17 protein-coding genes and 4 pseudogenes are annotated in these 25,569 nt (G+C 71.6%); 14 read left to right on the forward strand and 7 right to left on the reverse strand.

Annotated features, from left to right (window positions below):
• Positions 1-21 precede the first annotated feature (21 nt).
• The gene (locus tag H4W31_RS17820) at positions 22-1,326 is read left to right on the forward strand and encodes a glycosyltransferase 87 family protein (RefSeq protein ID WP_318783245.1); all 1,305 of its coding nucleotides are present in this window, start codon (positions 22-24) and stop codon (positions 1,324-1,326) included.
• Between the two features lie 9 nt (positions 1,327-1,335).
• Here H4W31_RS17820 and H4W31_RS44275 read toward each other — a convergent pair.
• Positions 1,336-1,788, reverse strand: a pseudogene (locus H4W31_RS44275) (N-acetyltransferase family protein); the annotation flags it as partial.
• A gap of 85 nt (positions 1,789-1,873) precedes the next feature.
• On the opposite strand from H4W31_RS44275, the gene H4W31_RS17830 reads away from it, so the two are divergent.
• Positions 1,874-3,103, forward strand: coding sequence for a winged helix-turn-helix domain-containing protein (locus H4W31_RS17830; protein ID WP_192767697.1), 1,230 nt, complete (start codon positions 1,874-1,876; stop codon positions 3,101-3,103).
• A gap of 85 nt (positions 3,104-3,188) precedes the next feature.
• Positions 3,189-3,932 (forward strand): DUF2752 domain-containing protein, encoded by a 744-nt coding sequence (locus H4W31_RS17835; protein ID WP_192767698.1) that lies wholly within the window; start codon positions 3,189-3,191, stop codon positions 3,930-3,932.
• 14 nt (positions 3,933-3,946) lie between these two features.
• On the opposite strand, the gene H4W31_RS17840 is transcribed toward H4W31_RS17835, so the two are convergent.
• Positions 3,947-7,315 carry a S8 family serine peptidase gene (locus H4W31_RS17840; RefSeq protein ID WP_225945573.1) on the reverse strand — a complete coding sequence of 1,123 codons (3,369 nt, stop codon included), beginning with the start codon at positions 7,313-7,315 and terminating at the stop codon, positions 3,947-3,949.
• Positions 7,316-7,429: 114 nt separating this feature from the next.
• Complete coding sequence (locus H4W31_RS17845; RefSeq protein WP_192767699.1) at positions 7,430-8,329, reverse strand: LysR family transcriptional regulator; 900 nt, start codon at positions 8,327-8,329, stop codon at positions 7,430-7,432.
• Between the two features lie 70 nt (positions 8,330-8,399).
• On the opposite strand from H4W31_RS17845, the gene H4W31_RS17850 reads away from it, so the two are divergent.
• Entirely contained in the window at positions 8,400-9,146 is a 747-nt protein-coding gene (locus H4W31_RS17850) for an SDR family NAD(P)-dependent oxidoreductase (protein WP_192767700.1), read from the forward strand.
• Positions 9,147-9,214: 68 nt separating this feature from the next.
• Here the strand turns inward: H4W31_RS17850 and H4W31_RS17855 are convergent, their stop codons facing one another.
• Together H4W31_RS17855 and H4W31_RS17860 are read right to left on the reverse strand one after the other, a co-directional pair.
• Complete coding sequence (locus H4W31_RS17855) at positions 9,215-10,015, reverse strand: DUF4097 family beta strand repeat-containing protein (protein WP_192767701.1); 801 nt, start codon at positions 10,013-10,015, stop codon at positions 9,215-9,217.
• Positions 10,016-10,095: 80 nt separating this feature from the next.
• Positions 10,096-10,584, reverse strand: a complete 489-nt coding sequence (locus tag H4W31_RS17860) for a toxin-antitoxin system HicB family antitoxin (RefSeq protein ID WP_192767702.1) — start codon at positions 10,582-10,584, stop codon at positions 10,096-10,098.
• A 139-nt stretch (positions 10,585-10,723) separates the two neighbouring features.
• On the opposite strand from H4W31_RS17860, the gene thyX reads away from it, so the two are divergent.
• The 5 genes from thyX (at position 10,724) to H4W31_RS17885 (ending at position 16,669) form a co-directional block, all read left to right on the forward strand.
• Positions 10,724-11,467 (forward strand): FAD-dependent thymidylate synthase, encoded by a 744-nt coding sequence (thyX, locus tag H4W31_RS17865; protein WP_192772184.1) that lies wholly within the window; start codon positions 10,724-10,726, stop codon positions 11,465-11,467.
• Positions 11,468-11,512: 45 nt separating this feature from the next.
• On the forward strand, positions 11,513-12,439 hold the full coding sequence (gene dapA / locus H4W31_RS17870; RefSeq protein WP_192767703.1) for a 4-hydroxy-tetrahydrodipicolinate synthase: 927 nt from the start codon (positions 11,513-11,515) through the stop codon (positions 12,437-12,439).
• Between the two features lie 126 nt (positions 12,440-12,565).
• Positions 12,566-14,254: a ribonuclease J gene (locus H4W31_RS17875; protein ID WP_192767704.1), complete on the forward strand. Its 1,689-nt coding sequence runs from the start codon at positions 12,566-12,568 to the stop codon at positions 14,252-14,254.
• Positions 14,255-14,575: 321 nt separating this feature from the next.
• Positions 14,576-16,186 (forward strand): S1 family peptidase, encoded by a 1,611-nt coding sequence (locus H4W31_RS17880; protein ID WP_318783246.1) that lies wholly within the window; start codon positions 14,576-14,578, stop codon positions 16,184-16,186.
• A gap of 84 nt (positions 16,187-16,270) precedes the next feature.
• Positions 16,271-16,669: a DUF2784 domain-containing protein gene (locus H4W31_RS17885; protein ID WP_192767706.1), complete on the forward strand. Its 399-nt coding sequence runs from the start codon at positions 16,271-16,273 to the stop codon at positions 16,667-16,669.
• On the opposite strand, the gene H4W31_RS17890 is transcribed toward H4W31_RS17885, so the two are convergent.
• Positions 16,611-18,197 carry a type III secretion system chaperone family protein gene (locus H4W31_RS17890; RefSeq protein WP_318783247.1) on the reverse strand — a complete coding sequence of 529 codons (1,587 nt, stop codon included), beginning with the start codon at positions 18,195-18,197 and terminating at the stop codon, positions 16,611-16,613. The genes H4W31_RS17885 and H4W31_RS17890 overlap by 59 nt on opposite strands.
• A gap of 103 nt (positions 18,198-18,300) precedes the next feature.
• The gene (locus H4W31_RS17895; RefSeq protein ID WP_192767707.1) at positions 18,301-18,768 is read right to left on the reverse strand and encodes a YbjN domain-containing protein; all 468 of its coding nucleotides are present in this window, start codon (positions 18,766-18,768) and stop codon (positions 18,301-18,303) included.
• A gap of 149 nt (positions 18,769-18,917) precedes the next feature.
• On the opposite strand from H4W31_RS17895, the pseudogene H4W31_RS44280 reads away from it, so the two are divergent.
• The 5 genes and pseudogenes from H4W31_RS44280 to rimO form a co-directional block, all read left to right on the forward strand.
• A pseudogene (locus tag H4W31_RS44280) lies at positions 18,918-20,411 on the forward strand (DNA translocase FtsK 4TM domain-containing protein); the annotation flags it as partial.
• Between the two features lie 108 nt (positions 20,412-20,519).
• A pseudogene (locus H4W31_RS44775) lies at positions 20,520-21,683 on the forward strand (LAGLIDADG family homing endonuclease); the annotation flags it as partial.
• A gap of 198 nt (positions 21,684-21,881) precedes the next feature.
• Positions 21,882-22,871, forward strand: a pseudogene (locus H4W31_RS44290) (DNA translocase FtsK); the annotation flags it as partial.
• Between the two features lie 96 nt (positions 22,872-22,967).
• Positions 22,968-23,939 (forward strand): ornithine cyclodeaminase family protein, encoded by a 972-nt coding sequence (locus tag H4W31_RS17905; RefSeq protein WP_192767709.1) that lies wholly within the window; start codon positions 22,968-22,970, stop codon positions 23,937-23,939.
• Between the two features lie 59 nt (positions 23,940-23,998).
• Positions 23,999-25,510, forward strand: a complete 1,512-nt coding sequence (gene rimO, locus H4W31_RS17910) for a 30S ribosomal protein S12 methylthiotransferase RimO (RefSeq protein ID WP_192767710.1) — start codon at positions 23,999-24,001, stop codon at positions 25,508-25,510.
• Positions 25,511-25,569 lie beyond the last annotated feature (59 nt).

Raw genomic sequence — 25,569 nt, forward strand, 5'->3', positions numbered from 1 at the left:
CGCAACGCGAGGGGGGCGGCAGTGGCGCAGGGTGCCGTCGGGCGTACGCGGTACCAGGTGCTATTCGTGATCGCGCTCGCCGTGCTGGTGACCGGGTTCCTCTCCGTGGCGGCAGTCCGGCACGGCTTCTTCGACCTGCGGGTCTACTACGGCGCCCTGCACCACTGGGTACGCGCCGACGGGGAGATCTACGACTGGCTGATGCCGGACAGCAAGTACGGCTTCACCTATCCGCCGTTCGCGGCGCTGGTGATGCTGCCGATGGCGTACCTCTCCTGGCCGGCCGCGATGGTGATCAGCGTTACCCTCACGGTCCTGGCCAGCGCGCTGGTGATCTGGTGGCTGGTCGGTCCGGTGGCCCGCCGGGCGGGCTGGCCCCGGTGGTTCGCCCTGGCCGTGGCGTTCTGCCTGGCGGCGGCGTTCGAGCCGATGCGCGAGACGGTCAACTTCGGCCAGGTGAACATGCTGATGCTCTTCCTGGTCGCGGCCGACCTGCTCTGGCTGGCCGCCCCGGCGACCCCGTGGGGCCGGCGACTGCCGCAGCGCTACCGCCGTTTCGCGGGGGTGGGGATCGGGCTGGCAACCGCGATCAAACTGACTCCGGGGATCTTCATCGTCTACCTGCTGGTCACCCGGCGCTGGTTGGCGGCGGCGGTGGCCAGCGGCACCGCCGCGGCGGCAACCCTGGTCGCGGCGGCGGTGGCCCCGGACGCGTCCCGGGAGTTCTGGACGACCGCGCTCTGGGACACCGACCGGGTCGGCTCGCTGTCGTTCATCTCCAACCAGTCCTGGCAGGGCGTGGTGGCCCGGCTCGACCCCGACCATCCGAGCCGGCTGCTCTGGCTGGTGCTGGTGGCGGCGACGGTGGCGGTCTGGGTCTGGCGGGTCCGGGCCACGGCGGCGGTCGGGGACGAGGCGACCGGATTCGCGCTGACCGCGGTGGTGCAGGGCCTGGTCAGCCCGGTGACCTGGGTGCACCACCTGGTCTGGCTGATTCCGGCGCTTATCCTGCTGGTCGACAACGCCTACGCGGCGCCGGCCGGCAGTCGGCGTCGGCGTGGCCTGCTCGGCTTCGCGATCTTCGCCTACCTGATCCTGATCAGCCGGCTGGTCTGGATCTGGCAGAGCCGGTTCGACGGGCTCCTCGGCTTCCTCGGCAGCAACTTCTACGTCTGGATCAGCCTGGCGTTGCTACTGGTGCTGCCGGTCCGGGGGCCCGGCCAGCTGGCCGAGGCGGGCGGCGTAGCGGAGTTCGGTCAGCCCGAGCGGCGGCCGTCCCCCCGGCCGCTGCACTTCATAGGTCGACCGCTCACCATCGGCGACTAGTCCGGCCCGTTCGTAGAACCGGCGGGCCCGCCCGTTGTCCGCCAACACCCAGAGCCGCAACTCGGTCTGGCCCTGTCCGGTCAGCTCGGCGACGGCGGCGGTCAGCAGCCGCCGGCCGATCCCGGCGCCCCAGCGAGCCGGCTCGACGTAGATGCCGAGGATCTCGCCGTACCGGTGGTCGAGCCGGTCGGGGTCCTGGTCCCGCCGGTACGGCCCGACGGTGGCGAAGCCGAGCACCGTCGCGGCGTCGGTGCCGGTGTCCGACTCGGCGACGAGGGTCCGGAACGGGTGGTCGGGCTCGGCGGTGCCCAACTCCCGACGGCGCTGGGCCCAGGCGGTGACGTTCAACCGGGCGAGCACCTCGTCCGGCATGATTCCGGCGTAACCCGCCTGCCAGGTGCGTACGTGCACTCCGGCGACCGCCAGCGCGTCGTCGGGATCTTCTGAGCGGATGCTTACCACCCAGTCGTTTTATCCGGGTTCGCCCGGCAGATCCAGTACCGCCGCCGACGAATTGCTGTCGTAGCCGTGGACTAGGGTCGCGTTGATGGCCGCACTTGAATCATTGTCCCTGGCCCAGGCCCGGCGGATCGCGCTCGCCGCCCAGGGGTTCGCCGACCCGATGCCGGCCGGGGTGCCGACCCGTCGCCACCTCCGCCGGGTGCTCGACCGGATCGGCCTGCTCCAGATGGACTCGGTCAATGTGCTCCAGCGGGCGCACTACCTGCCGCTCTACAGCCGGCTCGGGCCCTATCCGACCGACCTGCTCGACCGGGCGGCCTACCGGCGCCCCCGCGACCTGTTCGAATACTGGGGCCACGAGGCGTCGCTGCTTCCGGTCGACCTCCATCCGGCGCTGCGCTGGCGGATGGCGGGCGCGCACTCCGACGCCTGGGGCGGGATGCGCCGGATCGCCGTCGAGCAGCCCGAACTGGTCGCCCGGGTGCTCGACGAGGTACGCGCGAACGGCCCGCTGACCGCCGCCGAGATCGAGCACGACGCGCCGCGCGACAAGAGCAACTGGGGCTGGAACTGGTCGGTGGTCAAGCAGGCCTGCGAGTTCCTCTTCTGGGCCGGTGAGCTGATGGCGGGCTCCCGGAACACCTCCTTCGCCCGGGTCTACGACGTACCGGAGCGGGTGCTGCCGCCGGCCGTGCTGGCCACTCCGACCCCGGCGACGCCGGACGCGTACCGCCGGCTGGTCGGGATCTCGGCCAGGGCGCTGGGAGTGGCGGCCGAGCCCGAACTGCGGGACTACTTCCGGCTGCCGGTCGCCGCGGCCCGGGTCGCGATCGCCGAGCTGGTGGAGGCGGGCGAGCTGCTGCCGGTCGAGGTGCGGGGCTGGCGGCTGCCGGCGTACCTGCACGCGCAGGCCCGGCTGCCCCGCTGGATCAGGGCCAGCACCCTGGTCAGCCCCTTCGACCCGCTGATCTGGGAGCGGGCCCGGACGGAACGGCTCTTCGGGTTCACCTACCGGATCGAGATCTACGTTCCGGCGCCGCAGCGGCTCTACGGCTACTACGTACTGCCGTTCCTGCTAGGGGACAGGTTCGTGGCCCGGGTCGACCTGAAGGCCGACCGCAAGGCCGGCGTACTGCTGATTCCGGCCGCCTGGTCCGAGCCCGGCACCGACCCGGTCGAGACCGCGCGGGCGCTCGCCGTCGAGCTTCACCGGCTCGCGGGCTGGCTCGGGCTGGACGCGGTGGCGGCGCCCGAGGGGGGCGACCTCGCCGGGCCGCTCACCGCCGCACTCGCCAGCGTGCTCGCGGTACGGTGAGACGAGCCGGCCGGCGACGCCGTGGACCGGCGGGCGATGCGTCGCGGACGACGACGGCGACGCCGTGGCGGACGGATGGGGCACGATGACGAGCGTGGGCGAGAGCCGGTCGGACGAGTTCGGCCCGGTGGCGACCGGATCGCAGGTGCCGGCGGACGAGCCGGCTGCCGCCGCACCGTCGGGGCAACCCGCCGCCGTGCCATCGGAGCAACCCGCCGTGGCATCGGGGCAACCCGCCGTCGTGCCGTCGGGGCAACCCGCCGTCGCACAGTCGGAAGCACCGGCCGGTGGTTGGCCGCCGGCCGGATATCCCGGGCCCTGGCCGCCCGCGGACGGATCGGTGCCGGCCGTCTACCTGGTGCCGCCCTACCAGATGCCCGAGCCCGATCGGCTGACCCGACTCGTCAACCGGATCCAGGCCCGGTCACCCCGCTGGGCGGCGCCGGTGGCCGCGCTCGCCTGCATGGCCGGCGCGGTCGGCTACACCCTCTTCACCGACCCGGCCCACAGCGCCCCCGACGCGGCACCGTCGTGCATCCTCAAGCTCACCACCGGGCTGGACTGTCCGGGCTGCGGCGGCACCCGGGCCTTCTGGTACCTCCTGCACGGCGACCTGCCGGCAGCCGCCCGGCACCACCTGATGTTCGTCTTCGCGGTGCCGTTCCTCCTCTACATCTATCTGGCCTGGACCGGCCGGCAGGTGTTCGGCTGGCGGCTGCCGCAGTTGGAGATCACGCCGAAGATGATCGGCATCTTCCTCGCCGCCTGGGCGGCCTTCTCGGTGCTGCGGAACCTGCCCTGGGCACCCTTCGACTACCTGTACGTCTGACCGCCGCACCCCGGTCAACCGATCTTGTACGCCCGGATCACCGTCTGGGTGACCGTGTTGCCGGCGGTGTCGGTGGCGCTGGCCCGCAGCGAGACGTACCCCGGCGCGGCCGGATGGCGCAGTACGGCCTGGCCGGCCGTCACCTCCGCCGGTGCCCAGCTGACCCCGTCGTCGTAGGAGACCTCGACGTTCAGCCGCTCGTTGGCGCCGGCCCCCGACTCGGGTTGGGCGGTGACGCTGACCGGGATGGTGCCGGTCTGCCCGGCCGGGGTGCTGTTGTCGCTGTCCACCCGGGGCGAGAAGCGCACCGTGGAGACGGGTAGCCGGACCGGTGTCTGGCCGTCCACGTGGCCGGAGCGGAAGGTCCAGGTCACGCTGACCCGGGTGGACAGGGTCGCCGGTCCACCCCGTTCCGCGCTCATCGTCAGCCGGTAGGCCCCGGCCTCCGCCGGCACGGTCAGCTCGCCGTAGAGACCGTCGAGTTCGGCCACCGGGGCGCCGTCCCGTTCCAGGGTTATCCGGCCGGTGGCGATGGAGGAGAAGCCGGCCCGTCCGACGCCGTCGCCGTAGAGCGGCGCCTGGACGTACAGGGTGTCGCCGAGCCGGGTCACCCACTGGTGCTCGTACGGCGGTGTGGCCACCGTGGGCCCGAACACTCCGCGGCTCCACTGTTCCTGGTACGACTGCCCGGCCCGGTACGTGATCGGCGGCGCCACCAGGCTGGTCAGGTACGCCTGTTCGGCGCCGGAGCCGGTCATCTCGTCCACCGCGCGGAACCACTGGGTCCGACCGTCGGTGTTGTAGTACTCGGTGCGGGTCGAGGGCAGGGCGAAGGTCATCGCGTGGGCGAACCCGCCCATCACCGACTCCGGCAACACCGACCAGGCGAGTTTGCGGCCGGTGCTGCCGGAGGACTCGTGCCCGTGGTCGGCCCGTACGGTGGCGAGATCGGCGGTGCCGACCGCTCGGCTGAACCCGCTGGGCATCCGCTGCTCGGTCATCCAGCACAGCAGGTACGCGTACGACTGGTCGGCCGGGTCGCCCGGGGCGAAGGTGGCGGTGATCCGGGAGACGAAGCCGGCGGCCGGCTGGTCCGGGCCGATCCGGCCGACGCGCATCCGATCGAAGGTGCTGCCGAGGGTGCCGACCTCGACGGTCCGCCCGGCGGCCAGCACGCTGGTGGCCAGTTCCGAGAAGACCTGCCGGGCGCCGCTGTTCGGCACGGTGATCGAGAGCGGCTTGCCGAGCCGGGCGTCGAGGACGACGCCGCGCTCGCCGCTGACGTCCAGTTCGGGCTGGGCCACCATGCTGGTCAGGTAGGCGGTTCCGGACAGGCTGGTGATCGCGCTGAGGGCCGAGTACCGCCCCTTCGGCACCCGGAGGGTGACCGCGCCACTGGCGGCGGCGGGCACCGGGATGGCGTGGGCGTTGTCCAGCCCGGCCAGCATGGTCAGGTAACCGGCGGTCGGTTCGCCGCCCTGGCCGAGGTGGGACAGGTCGACGTCGTAGCTCTCCACCTCGCGGTCGACGGCCAGCGGGGTCGGTACGCCGGCACCGTTGGCGGCGGTCGCGGTGAGGTGGCCGGTGAGCTGGCCGAGCGGCCCCCCGCTGCCGGCCGTGTCGGCGGTGACGGTCACGTCGGCGGTGCCGCCGGCCGGGACGGTGACGGTGGCCGGCGTCACCTCGAACATTCCGGCGGGCACGGTGTTGCCGTCCGGCCCGGTCGCCCGTACGCCGAGCCGGAGGGTCACCGTGGCGGTGCCGTCGTTGCGGTAGCTGACCGTACGGCTGACCGGGGTGTCGTCGTCGTGCGGCCACGCCTGTCGGCCGAAGCTGAGGCTCGGCGGGTCGGCGGTGACCCGCTGCTCGAGCGCCCGGGCGACGTCGAGCCGGCCGGCGCCCTGGGCGAAGACGCTGAGTTCGGGGTTCGGGCGTGCGGCGGCCATCAGCGCGCTCTTCAGGCTGGCTGCCGGCAGGTCCGGTTGGCGTTGGGCGAGGATCGCGGCGGCACCGGCGACGTGCGGGGTGGCCATCGAGGTGCCGGACATGCTGATGCCGCTGCCGTCCGGTACCTCCGGTCCGGAGTCGACGCTGCGGGCCGCGACGATGTCCAGTCCGGGCGCGGTCAGGTCGGGCTTGATGGCACCGTCGCCGACCCGGGGACCCTGGCTGGAGAAGCCGGCGAGCTGGTCGGTCTTGCTGACCGCGCCGACCGCCAGCGCGGCGTCGGCGGTGGACGGCGAGCCGACCGTGCCGACCCCGGGTACGTTGCCGGCGGCGACCACGAAGAGCGTGTCGTGTGCGTCGGTCAGCTGGCCGACCGCCTGTTCGATCGGGTCCACCACCGGGCTGTCCGGTCCGGTGAGGCTCATGTTGACCACCTGGGCACCCGATTCGGCCGCCCACTGCATGCCCGCGATGATCCACGACTCGGTGCAGCCGCCGGCAGCGCAGACCTTGCCGTCCAGCAGCCGGGCCCCGGGGGCCACGCCGGTGAACCGGGCGGCACCGGAACCGGCCACTGTGGACGCGACGTGGGTGCCGTGCCCGACGATGTCCCGATCGTCCTCGGTGCCGTCGGTGAAGTTCCGGGCCCCGGTCACCTGGCCGGCGAGGTCGGCATGGGTCTCGTCGATGCCGGTGTCGAGCACGGCGACGGTCACTCCGGTGCCGTCGAAGCCGGCGGCCCAGGCGGCCGGCGCGCCGACCTGCGGGACGCTCTCGGCGAGCGTGGGCTGGCGCAGGCCGTCGAGCCAGACCGTCCGGATGCCCGCGTCCATGGTCCGGGCCGTCGGTAGTGGACCGGTCAGGTCGGTCCAGAATCCGGGCAGTCCGGTCCGGTCCACCACGACCGCCAGGCCGTGCACCGGAGGCAGTTCGCGGACCACCCGGGCGCCGGTCCGGGCGGCCTGGCGCTGGCCCTGGGCCCGGGCGTCGGTGCCGGCGTACGTCACCAGCAGCGGAAGGTCCGCCCGCCGGTCGTAGCCGAACTCCAGCAGTGCGGTGACGTCGAAGAGCCGTTCGTCGAGCCGTCCACTGCGCAGCAGGACAAGGGCGTCGGTCGGGATCACGTGCAGCCGGTCGGCGATCCGTCGGGTGAGGAACTGGATCTCGGCCCGGCCGGGTCCCGGTTCGACGCTGGTCTTCTGCTCGGCGCTGACCGTGACCCGGTCGCCGGTGATCAGGGTGACGGTCCGAGCACCGGTGGCGGCCGGCGTGTTCGCCCCGGAGAAGGCGGCCGGGGTCGACGGGCCGACCGGCGCGGCGGAGGCACTGCCCGGCGGCCCCGGTACGGCGATCGCGAACAGCAGGGCGAAACTCGTTACTCCCCGCGTAAGCCTTCTAAGCGGATTCATGGTGTGCCTCCCCTTGATCCCGGTCATACCGGCATCTCTACCGTCGACCGAAACACATCGCCGGGTAGGCGGCAACATAGACGTCCATAGATTGAGATGATCCCCGGGACGGGTACCCGCCGGATCCGGACCGCCAATTGGTCAGCAGTTCGGCAGCGCCGCGCGGAATCGCCCCAGCACCGGGGACGGGTCGGCGGCCCGCCAGGCGACACCGGAGCTGACCCGGGGTACCGGGTGGCGGATCGGCAGGTACGCGATTCCGTCGCCGCGCAGCATCCGGGCGGACTCCTGCACCAGGGCGACGCCGAGGCCGGCCGCGACCAGGGTCAGTTGGGTGCCGACCTCGCCGGCCTGGTGCACCAGCCTCGGGGTGAAACCGGCGGTCCGGCACACTCCCGCCACCATCTCGAACCAGTGTGGACAGAGGTCGCGGGACAGGAACGCGAAGGTCTCGTCCGCCAGGTCGGCGACGTCGATCTCGGCGCGGTCGGCCAGCCGGTGCCCGGCGGGGACCGCCGCCACGAACGCCTCGCACGACAGTTGGCGCAGTTCGATGTCCTCGCCGAGCCAGTCGCAGTCGAACTGTCCGAGGGTGACCACGAAGGCGATGTCGACGAGGTCGTCGCGCAGCGGTGTGGCGATGGAACCGATCGGCAGCTCCGACAGGCTCAGGTCGACCTCGGGTACGGCCCGCTGGAACTCGCCGAGCAGTTGCAGGAACTGCTGTGCCGAGGCGGTGGGTGTGTAACCGATCCGCAGCCGGCCCAACTCGCCCCGCTGGGCGCGCTGCGCCACCGTCTGGGCCACCCGGGCCTGCTGCAGCGTCCGGCGGGCCTCGACCAGGAAGAGTCGGCCGGCCTCGCTGAGAGCGGTCCGTCGGCGCTGCCGGACCAGCAGGTCGGCACCGAGGGTCGCCTCCAGTCGCAGGATCTGCTGGGACAGCGCGGGCTGGGCGATGTGCAGCCGGCTGGCCGCCCGGCCGAAGTGCAGCTCCTCGGCGACCGCGACGAACGCCTCCAACTGGCGGAGCTCGAAGTTCATGCACTGACGTTATCAACTCATCGGAACTCAGTCTTTGACCGGCATCAACTCCCGCTTCTAGCGTCGAGGCATGACTGATCGGGAGTTGAGCGGCAAGGTGGCGTTGGTGACCGGTGCGACCGGCGGGATCGGAGCGGTGATCGCGCGTACGCTCGCCTCGGCCGGGGCCGCGGTGGCCGTGGTCGGCCGGCGTGCCGACCTCGGTACGGCGGTGGCGGACGAACTCGGCAACGGTCTGTTCGTACCGGCCGACCTGAGCCGGCGGGAGAGCCACGACGAGGTGCTCGGCGCCGTCCTCGACCGGTTCGGCGGGCTGGACATCCTGGTCAACAACGCCGCCGCGCACACCATCGGGCCGACCCACGAGGCCACCGAGGCGGAGTTCGACCGGGTCGTCGGGCTCAACTACAAGGCGACGTACTTCCTGACCCAGGCCGTGCTGCCGCACCTGCTGCGCGGTGCCGACGGCCGGATCGTCAACATCAGTTCGATCGGTACGACCCGGAGCTGGGCCGGTTCCTCGATCTACAACTCCTCCAAGGCCGCCCTGGACAACCTGACCAGAACCTGGGCGATCGAGTACGGGCCACAGGGGCTGCGGGTCAACGGCGTCAACCCGGGAATCGTGCGCGACGGCCCGATGTCGTTTCCGGTGCAGGCGGCCGTGGACATCGAGGAACACGTCCTGCCGACAATTCCGGCCCGCCGTCTCGCCACCGCCGCCGACGTCGCCGCCGCCACCCTGTTCCTCGCCGGCCCCGGCGCCGGGTACCTCAACGGAGTTACCATCGCCCTGGACGGCGGCCTGACCGCCTGACGCCGAGTGGGTGTTAGGAAGGGGCCCTTCCTATACAGAAAACGATAGGAAGGGCCCCTTCCTTGCAGTCAGGCCACCCGGTGTACGTCGATGTCGCCGCTGACCGTCCGGACCTCGAGGTTTAGTCGGGGGCCGTCGGGCGCGACATCCGGGCCGGTCATGTCCAGCCCGTTCCGGGTGCTGCCGGAGATCGTGCTCAGGTCCAGCCACACCCCGGTGCCGGGCCGTACGCCGATGCCGACGTCGCCGGAGGCGGTACCGATCCGGACCCTGCCCTGCCGGGTGAGCCCGAGCAGTACGTCGCCGGAGGCGGTCTTGACCTCCACGCCGTCCCCGGCGTCGGCGATCTCGACGTCGCCGGAGGCGAACCGGGCCTTCACCGGGCCACCGATCTGTCGTGCCGTGAGCCCACCGGAGGCGCCCTTGACCTCCAGCCGGCCGTCCACCCGGGTCACCCGTACGTCGCCGCTGGCGGTCTGCAGGGTGGCGTTGCCGGTGGCGTGGTCGACCTCGATGTCGCCGGAGGCGCTCTCGACCGCCAGATCGGTGTACCGGCCCCGGATGCGCGTGTCGGCCGAGGCGGTCCTGATCCGGGCGCCGCTGTCCAGCGGAACCCGGACGCGGACCCGTACCCCACCGGAGCGGAACCGGAACATCCCGCCGAGGGCGTGGTCGGGCGCGATCACGGAGAGGGTGTCTCCGGTCAACTCGACCCGGGTCTGTGCGGCCTGCTCCCGGGACGCGTCACTCGCGTCGTACGGCTGCACGTCGACGACGGCGTGGGAACATTCCTCGGCGACGATCTCCAGGTCGCCGGCCGGCAGTTCGGCGACGACGGTGACCGGTGCGGTACGCGGGAATTCGGGCATGACTCCTCCAGTTGGGGTCCGGGTTGCGGATGCAGTCGGGGATGGCGCCCGGGTGCGCCCGGGATGGTGTCCGGGTGTGGTCAGGCCTGGGCGAAGCCGGTGATCCGGCGGGACGAACCCCGGCCGGGTCGCCCCGGTGCGGGAGGTACGGCACCCGGCGCGGCGGCGGCGACGGCGCGTACCAGCCAGGCGTTGACCGAGATGCCCTCGGCGGTGGCGGCCTGCTCGACGGTGTCCTTCAGGCTGTCCGGCAGGCGCAGCGTGATCCGGGCGACGTCGCCGGTCGGTTCGGTCGCCGCCGGCACCGGTACGGCCGGTTGCTCCGGCGGAACCTGGTGCACCACCAGGTCCGCCTCGCGGGCGCGCAGCCGCACCTCCACGGTTGCCCCGTCGAGCTTCGCGGTGATCTCGGCGGTGGCGTCGGCCAGCACTTCCAGCAGGCAGAGCCGGGCCGAGACGTCGAGCGAGTTGGCGAGCAGGTCCGCCGCCCGGGTGATCTCGGCTCCGCCGGGTGCGGCGGCGGCGCTGAGGTCACGGCGTAGTGCCGCGAGGTAGGGAGCCAGGTCCATGACGTCATCATGACACCATGGTGACGTCACTGGCAAGTCAGAGTGACGTCAACGCCGGTGCCGGGCGGGGCGCATCGACGCCGGCAGGGGGTCGTCGGTTCCACCAATCGGGCCGACTAGAGTCCGAGGAATGTCGGAGATGGTGGGCCCCCAGGTCAAGGTCATCGCTTGGACGCAGTTCGAGGCGCCGGAGGACGTACCGTGGTCGACCGACGCGGACGGCGGACAGGCCCTGGCCGAGTTCGCCGGACGGGCCTGTTACCAGTCGTGGCGTAAGCCCAACCCGGCCACCGCGACCAATGCCGGATACCTCGCGCACATCCTGGAGGTCCAGCACCTGTCGGTGCTGGAGCACGGGACGGTGACCTTCTACTTCACCGGGGTGTCCCGCTCGTTCACCCACGAGCTGGTCCGGCACCGGCACTTCTCCTACTCCCAGCTCTCCCAGCGGTACGTGCCGGAGCGCGACGCCGCGATGGTCGAGCCCTCGGTGATCGCCGAGGACGCCGAGCTGCACAAGCGGTTCGTCGAGGCGACCGAGGCGAGCCTGCGGGCGTACAACGAACTGCTGGAGGGGCTGGAGCGTCGGTTCGCCGACGTGGAGAACCCGACGCTGCGCCGCAAGCAGGCCCGGCAGGCCGCCCGGGCGGTGCTGCCGAACGCCACCGAGACCCGGATCGTGGTCACCGGCAACTACCGCGCCTGGCGGCACTTCGTCACGATGCGGGCCTCCGAGGGCGCCGACGTCGAGATCCGTGAGCTGGCCGTGGAATGCCTGCGTCAGCTTCAGCGCGTCGCCCCGAACGTCTTCGCCGACTTCACCATCAGCGCGCTGCCCGACGGCACCGAGATCGCCACCAGCCCGTACGCCCAGCAGTCCTGACCCTTCCCCGCTGGCCGGGCGGCGCGAGTCCGATAGGTTGTTCGCATGACCCACGACCACCCTGCCGCCACTGATCGGGCGGCACCCCGCCCGTTCGGGCGACTGCTCACCGCCATGGTGACCCCGTTCACCGCGGACGGCTCGCTCGATCTCGACGGCGCAGCCCGACTCGCGGCATATCTGGTGGACGAGCAGGGCAACGACGCACTGGTAGTGAACGGAACCACCGGCGAATCACCGACCACCAGCGACGCGGAGAAGGAGCGGTTGGTCCGCGCGGTCGTCGAGTCGGTCGGAGGCCGGGCCCAGGTGGTCGCGGGCGTCGGCACCAACGACACCCGGCACACCATCGAGCTGGCCGGCGCCGCCGAGAAGGCCGGCGCCCACGGGCTGCTGGTGGTCACCCCTTACTACAGCAAGCCGCCCCAGGCCGGCCTGTTCGGGCACTTCACCGCCGTCGCGGACGCCACCGGCCTGCCGGTGATGCTCTACGACATCCCGCACCGCAGCGGCGTGCCGATCGCGACCGAGACGCTGTGCCGGCTCGCCGAGCACGACCGGATCGTCGCGGCCAAGGACGCCAAGGGCGACCTGGTGGCCACCTCCTGGGTGACCAGCCGTACCGACCTGGCCTTCTACTCCGGCGAGGACGCATTGACCCTGCCCGCCCTCGCGATCGGCGGGGTCGGCCTGGTCGGCACCTCCACCCACCTGACCGGGGCACTGACCAAGCAGATGATCGAGGCGTACGACCGGGGCGACCAGGCCACGGCGCTGGCCCTGCACCGCCGGCTACTGCCGCTGTTCACCGGGATCTTCCGTACCCAGGGCACCATCCTGGTCAAGGCGGCGCTGGCCGCGCACGGCCTGCCGGCCGGTACGGTACGGCCGCCGCTGGTGGACGCCACCGAGGCCGAGATCGCCCAACTGCGGGCGGACTGTGCCGACGCGGGACTGGGACTGCCGTCGTGACCGAGAGCAACGACTCGGCCAGGCACGACGAACGAAGCGGAGCGGTGGCATGAGTGGGTGCAGCGAGCGAATCGGCTGGCTCAGGTTGGCAGCTCATGACGCCGGCGAGCGAAGCGAGGCGGGGGCATGAGCCAGCCGGGCATTGACCTCGAACCGCCGCCGGAACTGCCCGAGGGCGGGCTCCGGATCATTCCGCTGGGCGGGCTGGGCGCCATCGGGCGCAACATGACCGTCTTCGAGTACGACGGCAAGCTGCTGGTGGTCGACTGCGGGGTGCTCTTCCCCGACGTCGAGCAGCCCGGCGTGGACCTGATCCTGCCGGACTTCGCACCGATCCTCGACCGGCTCGCCGACGTACAGGCGATCGTGTTGACCCACGGGCACGAGGACCACATCGGCGCGGTGCCGTACCTGCTCGCCCACAAGCCGGACATCCCACTGGTCGGCTCGGAGTTCACCCTCGCCCTGGTCGAGGCGAAGCTGGCCGAGCGGCGGATCGACCCGTACACCCTCACCGTGCGGGAGGGCGGCCGGGAGCGGCTGGGCCCGTTCGAGTGCGAGTTCTTCGCGGTCAACCACTCGATCCCGGACGCGCTGGCGGTGGCCATCCGGACCCCGGCCGGGTTGGTGCTGCACACCGGCGACTTCAAGATGGACCAACTTCCGCTGGACGGCCGGATCACCGACCTGGCCGGGTTCGCCCGGCTCGGGGCGGAAGGCGTAGACCTGCTGCTCTCCGACTCGACCAACGCGGAGATCCCCGGGTACGTCACCCCGGAGCGGGAGATCGGGCCGGTACTCGACTCGATCTTCGTGAAGGCGCGTGGCCGGATCATCGTCGCCTCGTTCGCCTCGCACGTGCACCGCGTCCAGCAGGTGCTGGACTCGGCGTCCGAGCACGGCCGGAAGGTGACCTTCATCGGCCGGTCGATGGTCCGGAACATGGGCATCGCCCGGGACCTCGGCCTGCTCCGGATCCAACCGGGCCTGGTCGTCGGGCTGGACGAGGCGACCGCCCTGCCACCGGACCAGATCGTGCTGATGTCGACCGGGTCGCAGGGCGAGCCGATGAGCGCGCTGGGTCGGATGGCGACCGGCGACCACCGGCACATCACGGTGGCTCCCGGCGACACGGTGGTGCTGGCCAGCTCGCTGGTTCCCGGCAACGAGACCTCGGTCTACCGGGTGATCAACCAGCTCTCCCGGGCCGGTGCGCTCGTGATCCACAAGGACGTGGCCAAGGTGCACGTCTCCGGGCACGCCCCGGCCGGCGAGCTGCTCTACCTGCTCAACGTGGTCCGGCCGAGCAACCTGCTGCCGGTGCACGGCGAGTGGCGCCACCTGCGGGCACACGCCCGGCTGGGGATTGAGTCCGGGGTTCCCGCCGATGGCGTGGTGCTCTGCGAGGACGGCGACGTCGTCGACCTGGTCGCGGGCCGGGCCAAGGTGGTGGGGCACGTCAAGAGCCGGTACGTCTACGTCGACGGGCTGGCCGTCGGCGACGTCGGCGAATCGCTCCTCACCGAACGGCGGATCCTCGGCGACGGCGGGTTCATCTCGGCGACCGTGGTGGTCGACTCGGTCACCGGCAAGGTGGTCGGCGGACCGACCATCTCCGCCAAGGGCTTCTCGGACGACCCGGACGCGTTCAACCCGGTGATCCCGCTGATCACCGAGGCGCTCAGCCGGGCCGCCACCGAGGGCATCACCGATCCACACCAGTTGCAGCAGATCGTCCGCCGTACGGTCGGACGCTGGGTGAACGACGCGTACCGGCGACGGCCGATGATCGTGCCGACGGTGGTCGAGGTCTGATCGTCCACACCCCTGGCCGGCTGACCATCCCCTCCGGTCAGGGGTGACACCGCCTTCGGCGCTACCCCGAGGGCGGCCCGGCATCGGATCTTCCGTCCCGATGGCCACAGTTGGTACGTATTCGGCCCTTCATCGGTTCAATCGTACGGTGTGAGATTCTCCATCCCGATCGATTCATCGGTAGCCGGCTATCGCCCGTATCTCACCTCGGGCTGCCGAGGTGAAGGAGTCGATCGGATGGATCGCAGTCGCGCGACGCGAAGCCGGCGTGGCACGGTAAGTCGACGAGGTACGACGGGTCGGCGGGGGATAGTGATCGGTGTGGCGGTGGCTACGGTCGCCGGCCTCGCCGCGGTCACGCTGCCGGCGCTCGCCGGGGACGATCCGGCCCAGCCGAAGGCCACCGCGCCGGCCGGCCCGGCCCGCGAGGTGCTGGAGGCGTTGCAGCGGGACCTCTCGCTGACCGAGGCGCAGGCACGGGCCCGGCTGACGAAGGAGCAGTGGGCGAGCCGGACGGCGCAGCGACTGCGTACCGAACTCGGTGCCGGCTTCGGCGGCACCTGGCTCGCCGCCGACGCCAGCCAGTTGATGGTGGGAGTGACCGACTCGGCCGGTGCCGACCGGGTCCGGGCGGCCGGGGCCGAACCGAAGATGGTGACCCGCAGCGCCCGGCAGCTCGACGCGATCAAGGCCAACCTCGACCGCCGCGCCGCCGACGCCACCCCGGACCTCGCCGGCTGGTACGTCGACGTCTCGAACAACCGGATCGTGGTCCGCGCCCAGCCCGGTGCCGAGAGCGCGGTACGGCAGTTCGTCCGGTCCAGCGGCGCGCAGGAGAGCGCGGTCCAGGTGGTCGCCTCGGCAGAGGCGCCGGTGCCGCTGATCGACATCCGGGGTGGCGACGGGTACCAGATCGACAACGCCGCCCAGTGCTCGATCGGCTTCTCGGTGGTCGGCGGCTTCGTCACAGCAGGCCACTGTGGACAGACTGGCAGCACCACCGCCGACGCGGACGGGGTCGCCCAGGGCGTGTTCCGGGCCTCGTCCTTCCCCGGTGACGACTGGGGCGTGGTGGAGACGAACGACGACTTCGTCCCGCAGCCCGTGGTCAACGACTTCGGCGGCGGCACGCTGCCCGTCGCGGGCGCCCAGGAGGCACCGGTCGGCACCTCGGTCTGCCGGTTCGGTATCACCACCGGCGCCCGGTGTGGCGTCGTCGAGGCACTCAACGCCACGGTGAACTACCCGGAGGGTACGGTCACCGGCCTGACCAGGACGAACGCCTGCGCCGAACCGGGTGACTCCGGCGGATCCTGGCTCTCCGGCGACCAGGCCCAGGGTGTCACCTCGGGCGGCTCCGGCGACTGCACCGTGGGCGGTACGACGTTCTTCCAGCCGTTGGCCGAGATCCTCGCCGTCAACGAACTCACCCTGGTCACCACGGAGACCGGTCCGGCCGAGCCGGTCGACCCGCCGGCCGCCGACCCACCGGCGGCCACCGAACCGCCCGCCGCGACCGAGCCGCCAGCGGCGACCGAGCCCCCGGCCGCGACCGAGCCTCCCGCCGCGACCGAGCCCCCCGCAGCCACCGAGCCACCGGCGGCGACCCCGCCGCCCGGCTCCGAGTGCGCCCACCACAAGGTGGCCAAGTCGGCCACCCTCGGCAACGGCCACCGGCAGGTGCAGCCCGCCGGTCGATACTTCCGGGCCGGCAAGGGCCGCCAGACGGGCTGCCTGGACGGACCCGCCGGGGCCAACTTCGACCTGGTCCTGCAGAAGTGGAGCCGGGGCGGCTGGCGGACCGTCGCCGTCGCCAACGGGCCCAGCGCCGACGAGCAGCTCTCCTACAACGGCACCACCGGGTTCTACCGCTACCGGGTCGAGTCGCGGCGCGGCTCCGGCAGCTACGCCCTGGGCTTCTCGCTGAGCTGAGGACGGGGCGGTCGGCGGCCTAGGTATCCGTACCCGGTCCGCCGGCCGCCCGGCTCGGTAGCCTTGCCGGCGGGAGGGCAGGCGATGGGCTACCGGATGTTGGTCACGTTGGTCCTGGTGCTGCACTTCGGCTTCCTGGCGTACCTGGTGGTCGGCGGCTTCCTGGCCTGGCGCTGGCCGCGTACCGCCTGGCTGCACCTGGCGGCGGCGGCCTGGGCCGTACTGGTGGTCGCGGCCCGACTGGTCTGCCCGCTCACCTACGCGGAGCACTGGGCCCGGCGACGGGCCGGGGAGACCGGCGTCGGGCAGGGCTTCATCGACCGGTACATCGAGGGCGTGGTCTATCCCGAGCGGTACGCGGCACTCGCCCAGGCCCTGGTCGCGGCGCTGGTGCTGGTCTCCTGGATCGGCCTGTTCCGCCGGCTCAGGGCAGCGCGGCCACCGCGGCCGCGAAGGCGGCTCCGGTGGCGAGGGTCGCGTTGACCAGGATCCCGAGCTGACCAGCGGCGACGCCGTGCTCCAGGTCGGTGGTGACGTCACCGACGAGGATCAGCTCACCGTCCCCGACGTCCTGCACGTACGCCTTGGGCAGCAGCCGGTCGTGGTTCCAGGCGTTGCAGAACTCGTACGCCTCGGCGAGCCGGTCCGCCGACAGCCGACGCTCGGCAATCACCCGGGCGTGCAGGATCTCCCGCCGTTCGCCGAACCGGTGGAACTGGATCAGCGCGTCGCCCCACCGGCCGTTGACCGTACCGTCCGGGTCGACGACGTAGTGGTCCGCCCGCTCGCGCAGAACGTCGACGATCGCCGCCGTGGTGAGCGGGCCGACCAGTTCGCGGCGACCACCCGGCGGAATCTGCTCCGTCGGCGACCCCTCGTCGACCGGCCCGTCCGGTGGCAGCGCCACCACGCCCGGAACCGGCCGCTCGGCCAGCCAGCCCGCCATCCGCCCGGACTGGTGGCTGGTGCCGTTCCGGGCGTCGAACCGGCCGGCGAAGTCCTGGGCGGCGGCCAGCAGTTCGGCACCGAGGGCGGTGACAGTCAGCTCCGCGGCGAGCCGGTCGGCGTACGCCGGGCGGGGGATCGAGTGCCGCTCGAAGCCGGCCGTGGCGGCCAGCCGGCAGAGCAGGGCACCGGCGGCGGCGAACTCCATCGCCGAGCACTCGTCGTACGGGCGGTCCCACCAGGGAAGATGCCGGGCGAGGATGTCCAGGCCACGTTCGTAGTGCCCGGTCAGCGCACAGAACCGGAGGTGCTCGGCGAGGAACGGAAACGCGTCCCGTTCGTGGCGGTGTCGCCGGTAGGCCCGGACGTGCGCCTGGGCGGCGTCGTCGTACCGGCCCAGCCGCAGGTACGCCAACTGCACCGAGGCGAGGGTCCGTTCCGGCTGCTCGGGACAGCCCAGTACGCCGGTCAGCACCGGCTGGACGATCTCGATCGCCTCGGCCCACCGCCCCCACGCGGTCAGGAGCTTGGCCTGGTTGGCCGGATCACAGCCGGCGCAGTCGCTGTTCTCGTCACGGGGCGCGTCCCGCCACTGCGCGAACCAGTGCCGGGCGGCCGACTCGTCGCCGACGTGGTCCGCGATCCGGCACCGCAGGCTGTACGCCGCGTGCGGGCTGTGCCCGCCGGACCCCAGGCGCCGCTCCAGGTCGGCGAGGGTCTCCTCGGTACGGGCCAGGCCCACCCGCGAGCTGTCGCGCAGCGCGACCACCGCCCACTTGTGGTACCAGCGCAGCAGTTCCGCCTCGGTCGGATCGAACAGCGCCGGGTCCCGGTCGAAGGCGGCGAGGCACCACTCGAACGGAGCGAGCATCCGCCACCGTTCGGTGTGGTAGGCGTGTGCCTCGATCAGCGTGAGCCGGGCCGTGATGCCGAGGCGTACGTCCTCGGCCGCGTCCGCGTGGGCGACGATCCGGTCCAACTCAGCGATCTTGGTGTCGCCGTCCGGCAGGTCCCGGGCGTCCTCCAACGCGGAGAGCAGTTCGTCCGGGGTCACGCGGCTTCCCACCGACGCTGGATCATGGACGTGGTCTCCTCGGGGCGGGCCGAGTTGGCGGGTGGTCGAACTGGCGGGTGGTCGAGTCGGCGGACGGTCGGTCCGGGAAGTTTACTCAGGGCCGCAGCTCCGCCACGGCCTCCGACATCTGACAGCCGGTCGAGATGCCACAGCCGACCAACTGGTCGAGCTGCGCCACGGTGACGCCGCGTTCGAGATCGGTGACGACCTCGCCACACACCCGGGCGCTTCCGTCGTCGTTGACGTGCACGAACGCCTTCGGCCAGAACCGGTCCAGGTTCCAGGAGTTGCAGAACGCGTAGAGGCCGGGCACGTCGTCGATCGAGAACCGGCTGGCCGCGATCGTACGGATCTGCAGCAGCTCGCCGGCCGTACCGAGCCGGAAGAAGTAGATGACGTTGTCGTCCCAGCGGCCGACCAGGTCACCGTCCGAATCGGTGTAGTAGGTGTAGCCACGGCCGTCCAGCACGGTGGCGAGAAGCTCGTTGGTCAACGGCTGCAGGTGTTGCGGTCGGCCACCACCGGGCAGGTCCGGCGCGTCTGACGGGTCCGGCGCGGGCATGCGGGTCCCTCCTGGACGGCTTGGGCTCTGTCCGTGATCGTATGCGGCACGGTTTGGTGCCGGTAGTCCGGTTCTCCGGGGTAATCCGCTGGTAGACACGGTGGGCAAAAGCGGGGAATCCTCGGCGGGCGCCGCTAACGTGTGAACTTATGGCGGGCCGTGCCTCCTCTCAGCCGAACCGGCGCCGGAACGGGTCGACCACTCGTACCGGCGCCACTCGTGCCGGCAACACCCGAGCGCGTCAGTCCGCGCGGGCCCGAGCCGCGGCGGCACGCCGTCCGGCCCGGACCAGTCCGGCGGTGTACGTCGGCCGCGCACTCGGCGGGGCCTGGATGGGGCTGGCCCACGGCGTCGGTTGGGCGATGCGGGCCGCGGGCCGGCAGGCGGCGACCGCACGCGACCTCGATCCGGAACACCGACGGGACGGCGCCGGCCTGCTGCTGCTCGGCCTGGCGATCCTGAGCGGCGTGGCGGTCTGGTTCTCCTCGGCCGGACCCGTCGGCGGTCGGCTTGCCGACACCATCCGGCTGTTCTTCGGCGCGATCTCCATCGTCCTGCCGGTCCTGCTGCTGATCGGGGCGGTCCGGCTGATGCGGGAGCCGGGCGAGCCGGCGCACCGGGGACGAGGACTGGTCGGCTGGACGGCCCTCATCGTCTCCACCGCCGCGCTGCTGCACATCGGCCAGCATCCGGTGACCAACCTCCAGCGGGACTACGCCGGTGGCCTGATCGGTGCCGGCGTCGGGCAGCCGCTCGAACAGGCGGTCAGCGCCTGGGTGGCGGTGCCGCTGCTGGTCCTGCTGCTGCTGTTCGGGCTGCTGGTGGTCACCGCCACCCCGCTCAACAAGGTTCCGGAGCGGCTCGGCCTGCTGGCCGGGGCGGTGCTGGGCCGCCCCGAGACCGACGAGCCCGAGGTGGAGGAGTCGACGCGGACCCCTTCGGGACGCCGGTCGACCCGACGCCGGTCCGCCCGCCCTGACCTGGCGGACGACGAGGCCGACTACGACGACGACCCGCCGGCCGAGTCCGTACCGCTGCCGCGCAAGCCGCCGGCCAAGGTGCCCGCCGCCCGCAAGACCCCCGAGCCGCCGGAGCACTCGGCACCGCCGACCCGGGCCGAGCAGTTGGCGATCACCGGGCTGGCCGGCGACTACAAGCTGCCACCGACCAACCTGCTGCGCCCGGGTGGCGTGGCGAAGACCCGTAGCCGGGCCAACGACGAGGTGATCGCGGCACTGACCGGGGTCTTCGACCAGTTCGACGTGGATGCGGCGGTCACCGGCTTCACCCGGGGCCCGACCGTGACCAGGTACGAGGTCGAGCTGGGACACGGCGTCAAGGTGGAGCGGATCACCCAGCTCTCCCGCAACATCGCGTACGCGGTCAAGTCGCCGGACGTCCGGATCCTCAGCCCGATCCCGGGCAAGAGCGCGGTCGGGGTGGAGATCCCGAACAGCGACCGTGAGGACGTGGCGCTCGGCGACGTACTCCGGTCCCGGGCGGCGACGAGTGACCACCATCCGATGGTGGTGGCGCTCGGCAAGGACATCGAGGGCGGCTTCGTGGTGGCCAACCTCGCGAAGATGCCGCACATCCTGATCGCGGGCGCCACCGGTGCTGGGAAGGCTCTCGCCCTGGACACGCCGATCCCCACCCCGGACGGCTGGTCCACAATGGGTGACCTCAAGGTCGGCGGCCGGGTCTTTGACGAGCGCGGGCGGGCCTGCAACATCGTCGCGGCCACTCCTGTGATGTACGGCCGTCCGTGTTTCGAGGTCGAGTTCTCCGACGGCACCGTGATCGTCGCCGATGCCCAGCACCAGTGGCGTACGACCACCCGCGCCGGTCGAACACAGCGCACCCACCGGTGGCGGAACGGTTCGTACTGGTCCGCCGACGATGCCAGACTGGTCGCCAGCCGAACCGAACAGGTGCTCACCGAGCCAGAGCGTCTGGTATCGATCAATGATGTGGTGTCGGATCTCGGTCAGCCGTTTCAGAACGTGCTCCATCACGTAACCAGAGACCTGCCGAAATTCGGGCTGCGGGCGAGGGTGACCTATCAGCGCGGTGGGCGCGATGTGACACGCTCGGTGCAGACCTACTCGAGTCACCGGATGTATCAGGCACTCCGTGACCGGATTCTGGCTCCGGGCCGATCGGCCCGGAGACGCGTTCTCGACGATCGGCCGGTCACCACGGCGGAGATCGCCGCGTCACTCCGCGTGACAGGTCGTAACAACTCGTGGGTCAACCACGCGGTAGCGGTGTGCGAGCCGTTGGAATACCCCGAACAGGATCTTCCGATCGCCCCGTACACCCTGGGTTGCTGGTTGGGAGACGGGACGACTCACGCCGCGGGCTTCACCTGCGCCGACGATGAGATCCTCGACTACATCCGTGCGGACGGGTACCTCGTCAACAGACAACCACGGGGTCGCCTCCACTACACGATCTCGAACAGTCCCGAACGTGGCCGGCGAATCGCCGAAGCGGTGGCGCTGGCCGCTGAGGGTGTCAGTTTGGCTCGGGCGGCCCGGCACTGCGGCGTCGGTCTCTCGGCGACGTACCGGGCGGCCGACGGCAGATTTCCACCGGGCAAGAGGGCTTCCGCCGTGCCGACCACGGCGCCTCGGGAGCGCTACCGGACGATGCGCGAAATGTTCCGACAGATCGGCGTCAAGCACATCCCCGACGCGTACCTGCGTGCGTCGGAGCAGCAGCGGCGAGCGTTGCTGGCGGGCCTACTGGATACGGATGGCACGGTCTCCAAGCACGGCGGTGTCGAGTTCGCGGTCACCAACGAAGCGCTGGCGCGGGACGTTCTGGAGTTGATTCTCGGCCTCGGTTACCAGGCCAGCCTGACGACGAAGCGGGTCAAGGGTCGCCGCGAGGACAGTTCCACCTGCTACCGGATCCACTTCACCCCCCCTGACAAGGTGTTCCGGTTGACCCGGAAGCTGAGTCGACAGGTGACCAGCACCCGGTCCACCACCTCTCAGCGATACATCGTGGATGTGCGGCCGATCGAGTCCGTACCAGTCCGATGCATCGAGGTCGACAGCCCGAGTCACCTGTACCTGGCCAGTCGATCCTGTATTCCGACGCACAATTCCAGTTGCCTCAACACCCTGTTGGTGTCCGTGCTGACCCGGGCCACCCCGGACGAGGTGCGGCTGCTGCTGATCGACCCCAAGCGGGTCGAGATGACCAACTACGAGGGGATCCCGCACCTGGTGACGCCGATCGTCACCAACCCGAAGAAGGCGGCGGACTCGCTGGACTGGGTGGTCCGCGAGATGGACATGCGCTACGACGACCTCGCCGCCGCCGGGGTACGGCACATCGACGACTACAACCGCAAGGTGCGGGCCGGCCAGGTCAAGCCGCCAGCGGGCAGCGAGCGGGAGATCCGGCCGTACCCGTACCTGCTGGTGGTCGTCGACGAGCTGGCCGACCTGATGATGGTCGCCCCGCGCGACGTGGAGGACTCGGTCGTCCGGATCACCCAGCTTGCCCGCGCCGCCGGCATCCACCTGGTGCTGGCCACCCAGCGTCCCTCGGTCGACGTGGTGACGGGTCTGATCAAGGCGAACGTGCCGTCCCGGCTGGCCTTCGCGACGTCGTCGCTGGCCGACTCCCGGGTCATCCTCGACCAGCCGGGCGCGGAGAAGCTGATCGGGCGCGGTGACGGCCTCTTCCTGCCGATGGGTGCCTCGAAACCGGTACGCATCCAGGGTGCCTGGGTCACCGAGAACGAGATCAACGACATCGTCAAGTTCTGCAAGGACCAGCGCGAGCCGGAGTTCCGGCCAGACGTACTGGCCCCGGCGCAGGCGACGAAGAAGAAGGTCGACGAGGACATCGGCGACGACCTCGACCTGCTCGTCCAGGCGATCGAGCTGGTGGTCACCTCCCAGTTCGGCTCCACCTCGATGCTCCAGCGCAAGCTGCGGGTCGGCTTCGCCAAGGCGGGCCGGCTGATGGACCTGATGGAGACCCGGGGCATCGTCGGGCCGTCCGAGGGCTCGAAGGCCCGGGACGTGCTGGTGAAGCCGGACGAGCTGGATGAGGCCCTCGCCGCCCTCCGCCCACAGGAGTAAGGAAGGGCCCCTTCCTATCGTTTCCGGTAGAAGAAGGGCCCCTTCCTAACCGGTTCTCCTTGACCTCAAGCGCGGTTGAGCCAGCAGTCTGGGCGGATGACCCGATTCATCACCGACGCTGAGGTGGCGGCCCGGCTGGACGCCGGGACGGCCGTGTCGACCATCCGGGAGGCGTTGCTCGCCGCGTACGAGGGCCGGCTCGTCGCGCCGCCCCGGGTCTCCGCGCCGTTGGCCGAGGGCCGGCTGGTGCTGACCGCTGGCCAGCTGACCGGCGAATGGTACGGCTTCCGCTCGTACGACACCTTCGGGCATCCAGAGGCCGAGCAGGTGGTCGCCCTGCACGACGCCGGTACGGGGCGGGTCCGGGCGATCGCGGTCGGGCAGGAGATCGGCTCCCGCCGTACCGGGGCGCTCGGCGGGGTGGCCGTGGACGCGCTCGCCCGGCCCGAGGCGAGCACGGTCGGGGTGATCGGCGCCGGTGGACAGGCGTGGACCCAGGTCTGGGCGGTCGCGGCGGTCCGCCGGCTCAGCGAGGTCACCGTGTACAGCCGTACTCCGGCCGGGCGGGAGAAGTTCGCGGCACGGGTCCGGGCCGAACTGGGCATCGCGGCGCGGGCGGTGCCGAGCCCGGCCGAGGCGGTTCGCGAGCGCGACGTGGTGCTGCTCGCCACCACCAGCCCCACTCCGGTGATCTCGGCCGCCGACCTGCGCCCCGGCACCCATCTGAACACCGTCGGGCACAAGCAGATCGGCCGGGCGGAGTTCGGCACGGATCTGCTGGACCGGGCGGATCTGCTGGTCACCGACTCGATGGCCCAGGCCGGGGCGTACGAGCCGCCGATGCTCGCCGCCGCGGCGCCGTACGCCGGCCGGCTGCGCTCGCTGGGCGCGGTGCTCGCCGGGGCGGTTCCGGGCCGGAGCACGGCGGACCAGGTGACCATGTTCTGCTCGGTCGGTCTGGCCGGCGGCGAGGTCTTCCTGCTCGACCGGCTGACCCGGGAGATCCCCGAACTGACCGGTTCCGGTGCCCCACCCCGGGAAGTGGATCAGGTTGCCTGGTCGGAGTGAGGCATCCGACCCGGACAGCCTGCCGTGGATGGCGTGTCCGGCCCTCCCGGTACCCTCGGATGGTGTCTGCCGCTTCCTCCTCCGCAATTCCCGGCCGTCGGGTCGCACTGCTGACCCTCGGCTGCGCCCGTAACGAGGTCGACTCGGAGGAGCTGGCGGCCCGGCTGCACGCCGACGGCTGGCAGGTGAGCACCGACGGCGAGGGCGCCGACGTGGTCCTGGTCAACACCTGTGGCTTCGTCGAGAAGGCCAAGCAGGACTCGATCCAGACCCTGATGGCCGCCGCCGACACCGGGGCCAAGGTGGTGGCGGCCGGCTGCATGGCCGAGCGGTACGGTCGGGAGCTGGCCGACAGCCTGCCCGAGGCCGAGGCAGTGCTCAGCTTCGACGACTATCCGGACATCTCGGCCCGGCTCGACGCGGTCCTCGCCGGTGACAAGATCACCGCGCACACCCCCCGGGACCGGCGTGAGCTGCTGCCGCTGACCCCGGTGGCCCGGCAGCGCAGCGCGGTCGTGGTGCCCGGCCACGCCACCGCCGGAGCCCGTCCGGCCGGCGGCACCCTGGTCGCCGACGAACACACTCCCGCGCATCTGCGCCAGGTGCTCCGCCGACGCCTCGACTCCGGCCCGGTCGCCTCGCTCAAGCTGGCCAGCGGCTGCGACCGGCGCTGCGCGTTCTGTGCCATTCCGGCGTTCCGGGGCGCCTTCGTCTCGCGTACCCCGGACGAGCTGCTGGCCGAGGCCGAGTGGCTGGCCGGCTCCGGCGTACGGGAACTGGTGCTGGTCAGCGAGAACTCGACCTCGTACGGCAAGGACCTCGGGGATCCCCGGTTGCTGGAGAAGCTGCTTCCGCAGCTCGCCGCGATCGACGGAATCGTCCGGGTCCGGGCCAGCTATCTACAGCCGGCGGAGACCCGCCCGGGTCTGGTGGAGGCGATCGCCACCACACCGGGAGTGGCCGCCTACTTCGATCTCTCCTTCCAGCACTCCAGCGAGCCGGTGCTGCGCCGGATGCGCCGATTCGGGTCGACCGACCGGTTCCTCGAACTCCTGGCGACGGTCCGGGAGTTCACTCCCGAGGCCGGGGCGCGGAGCAACTTCATCGTCGGCTTCCCCGGCGAGACCCGGAGCGACGTCGACGAGCTGGTGCGCTTCGTCTCCGCCGCCCGGCTGGACGCGATCGGCATGTTCGACTACAGCGACGAGGACGGCACGGAGGCTGCCAACCTGCCGGGCAAGGTCTCGGCGGCGACCGTGAAGCGCCGCTACGACCGGTTGTCCGCGTTGGCCGACGAACTCTGCTCGCAACGCGCGGAGGAGCGGCTCGGCTCGACCGTCGAGGTGCTGGTCGACTCGGTGCAGGACGGCGTGCTGGAGGGGCGGGCAGCCCATCAGGCACCGGAGGTGGACGGCTCCACCACCCTGGTCGCGCCGGCCGAGGGCGGGGTCGACCTCGCCGTACTGCGGCCGGGTGACCTGGTCCGGGCCACGGTGACCGGTACCGAGGGCGTGGACCTGATCGCCGTACCGGAAGAGATGATCTCGGCGGCGCCGCGTAGGGCGGGATGACGCCGGTGAGCGCGGCGGCCTGTCCGGGGCGTGCCGCCGGTCCGGTGGCGTCGAGTGCG

Origin of the sequence: Plantactinospora soyae (assembly GCF_014874095.1) — a bacterium.
Classification (GTDB): domain Bacteria; phylum Actinomycetota; class Actinomycetes; order Mycobacteriales; family Micromonosporaceae; genus Plantactinospora; species Plantactinospora soyae.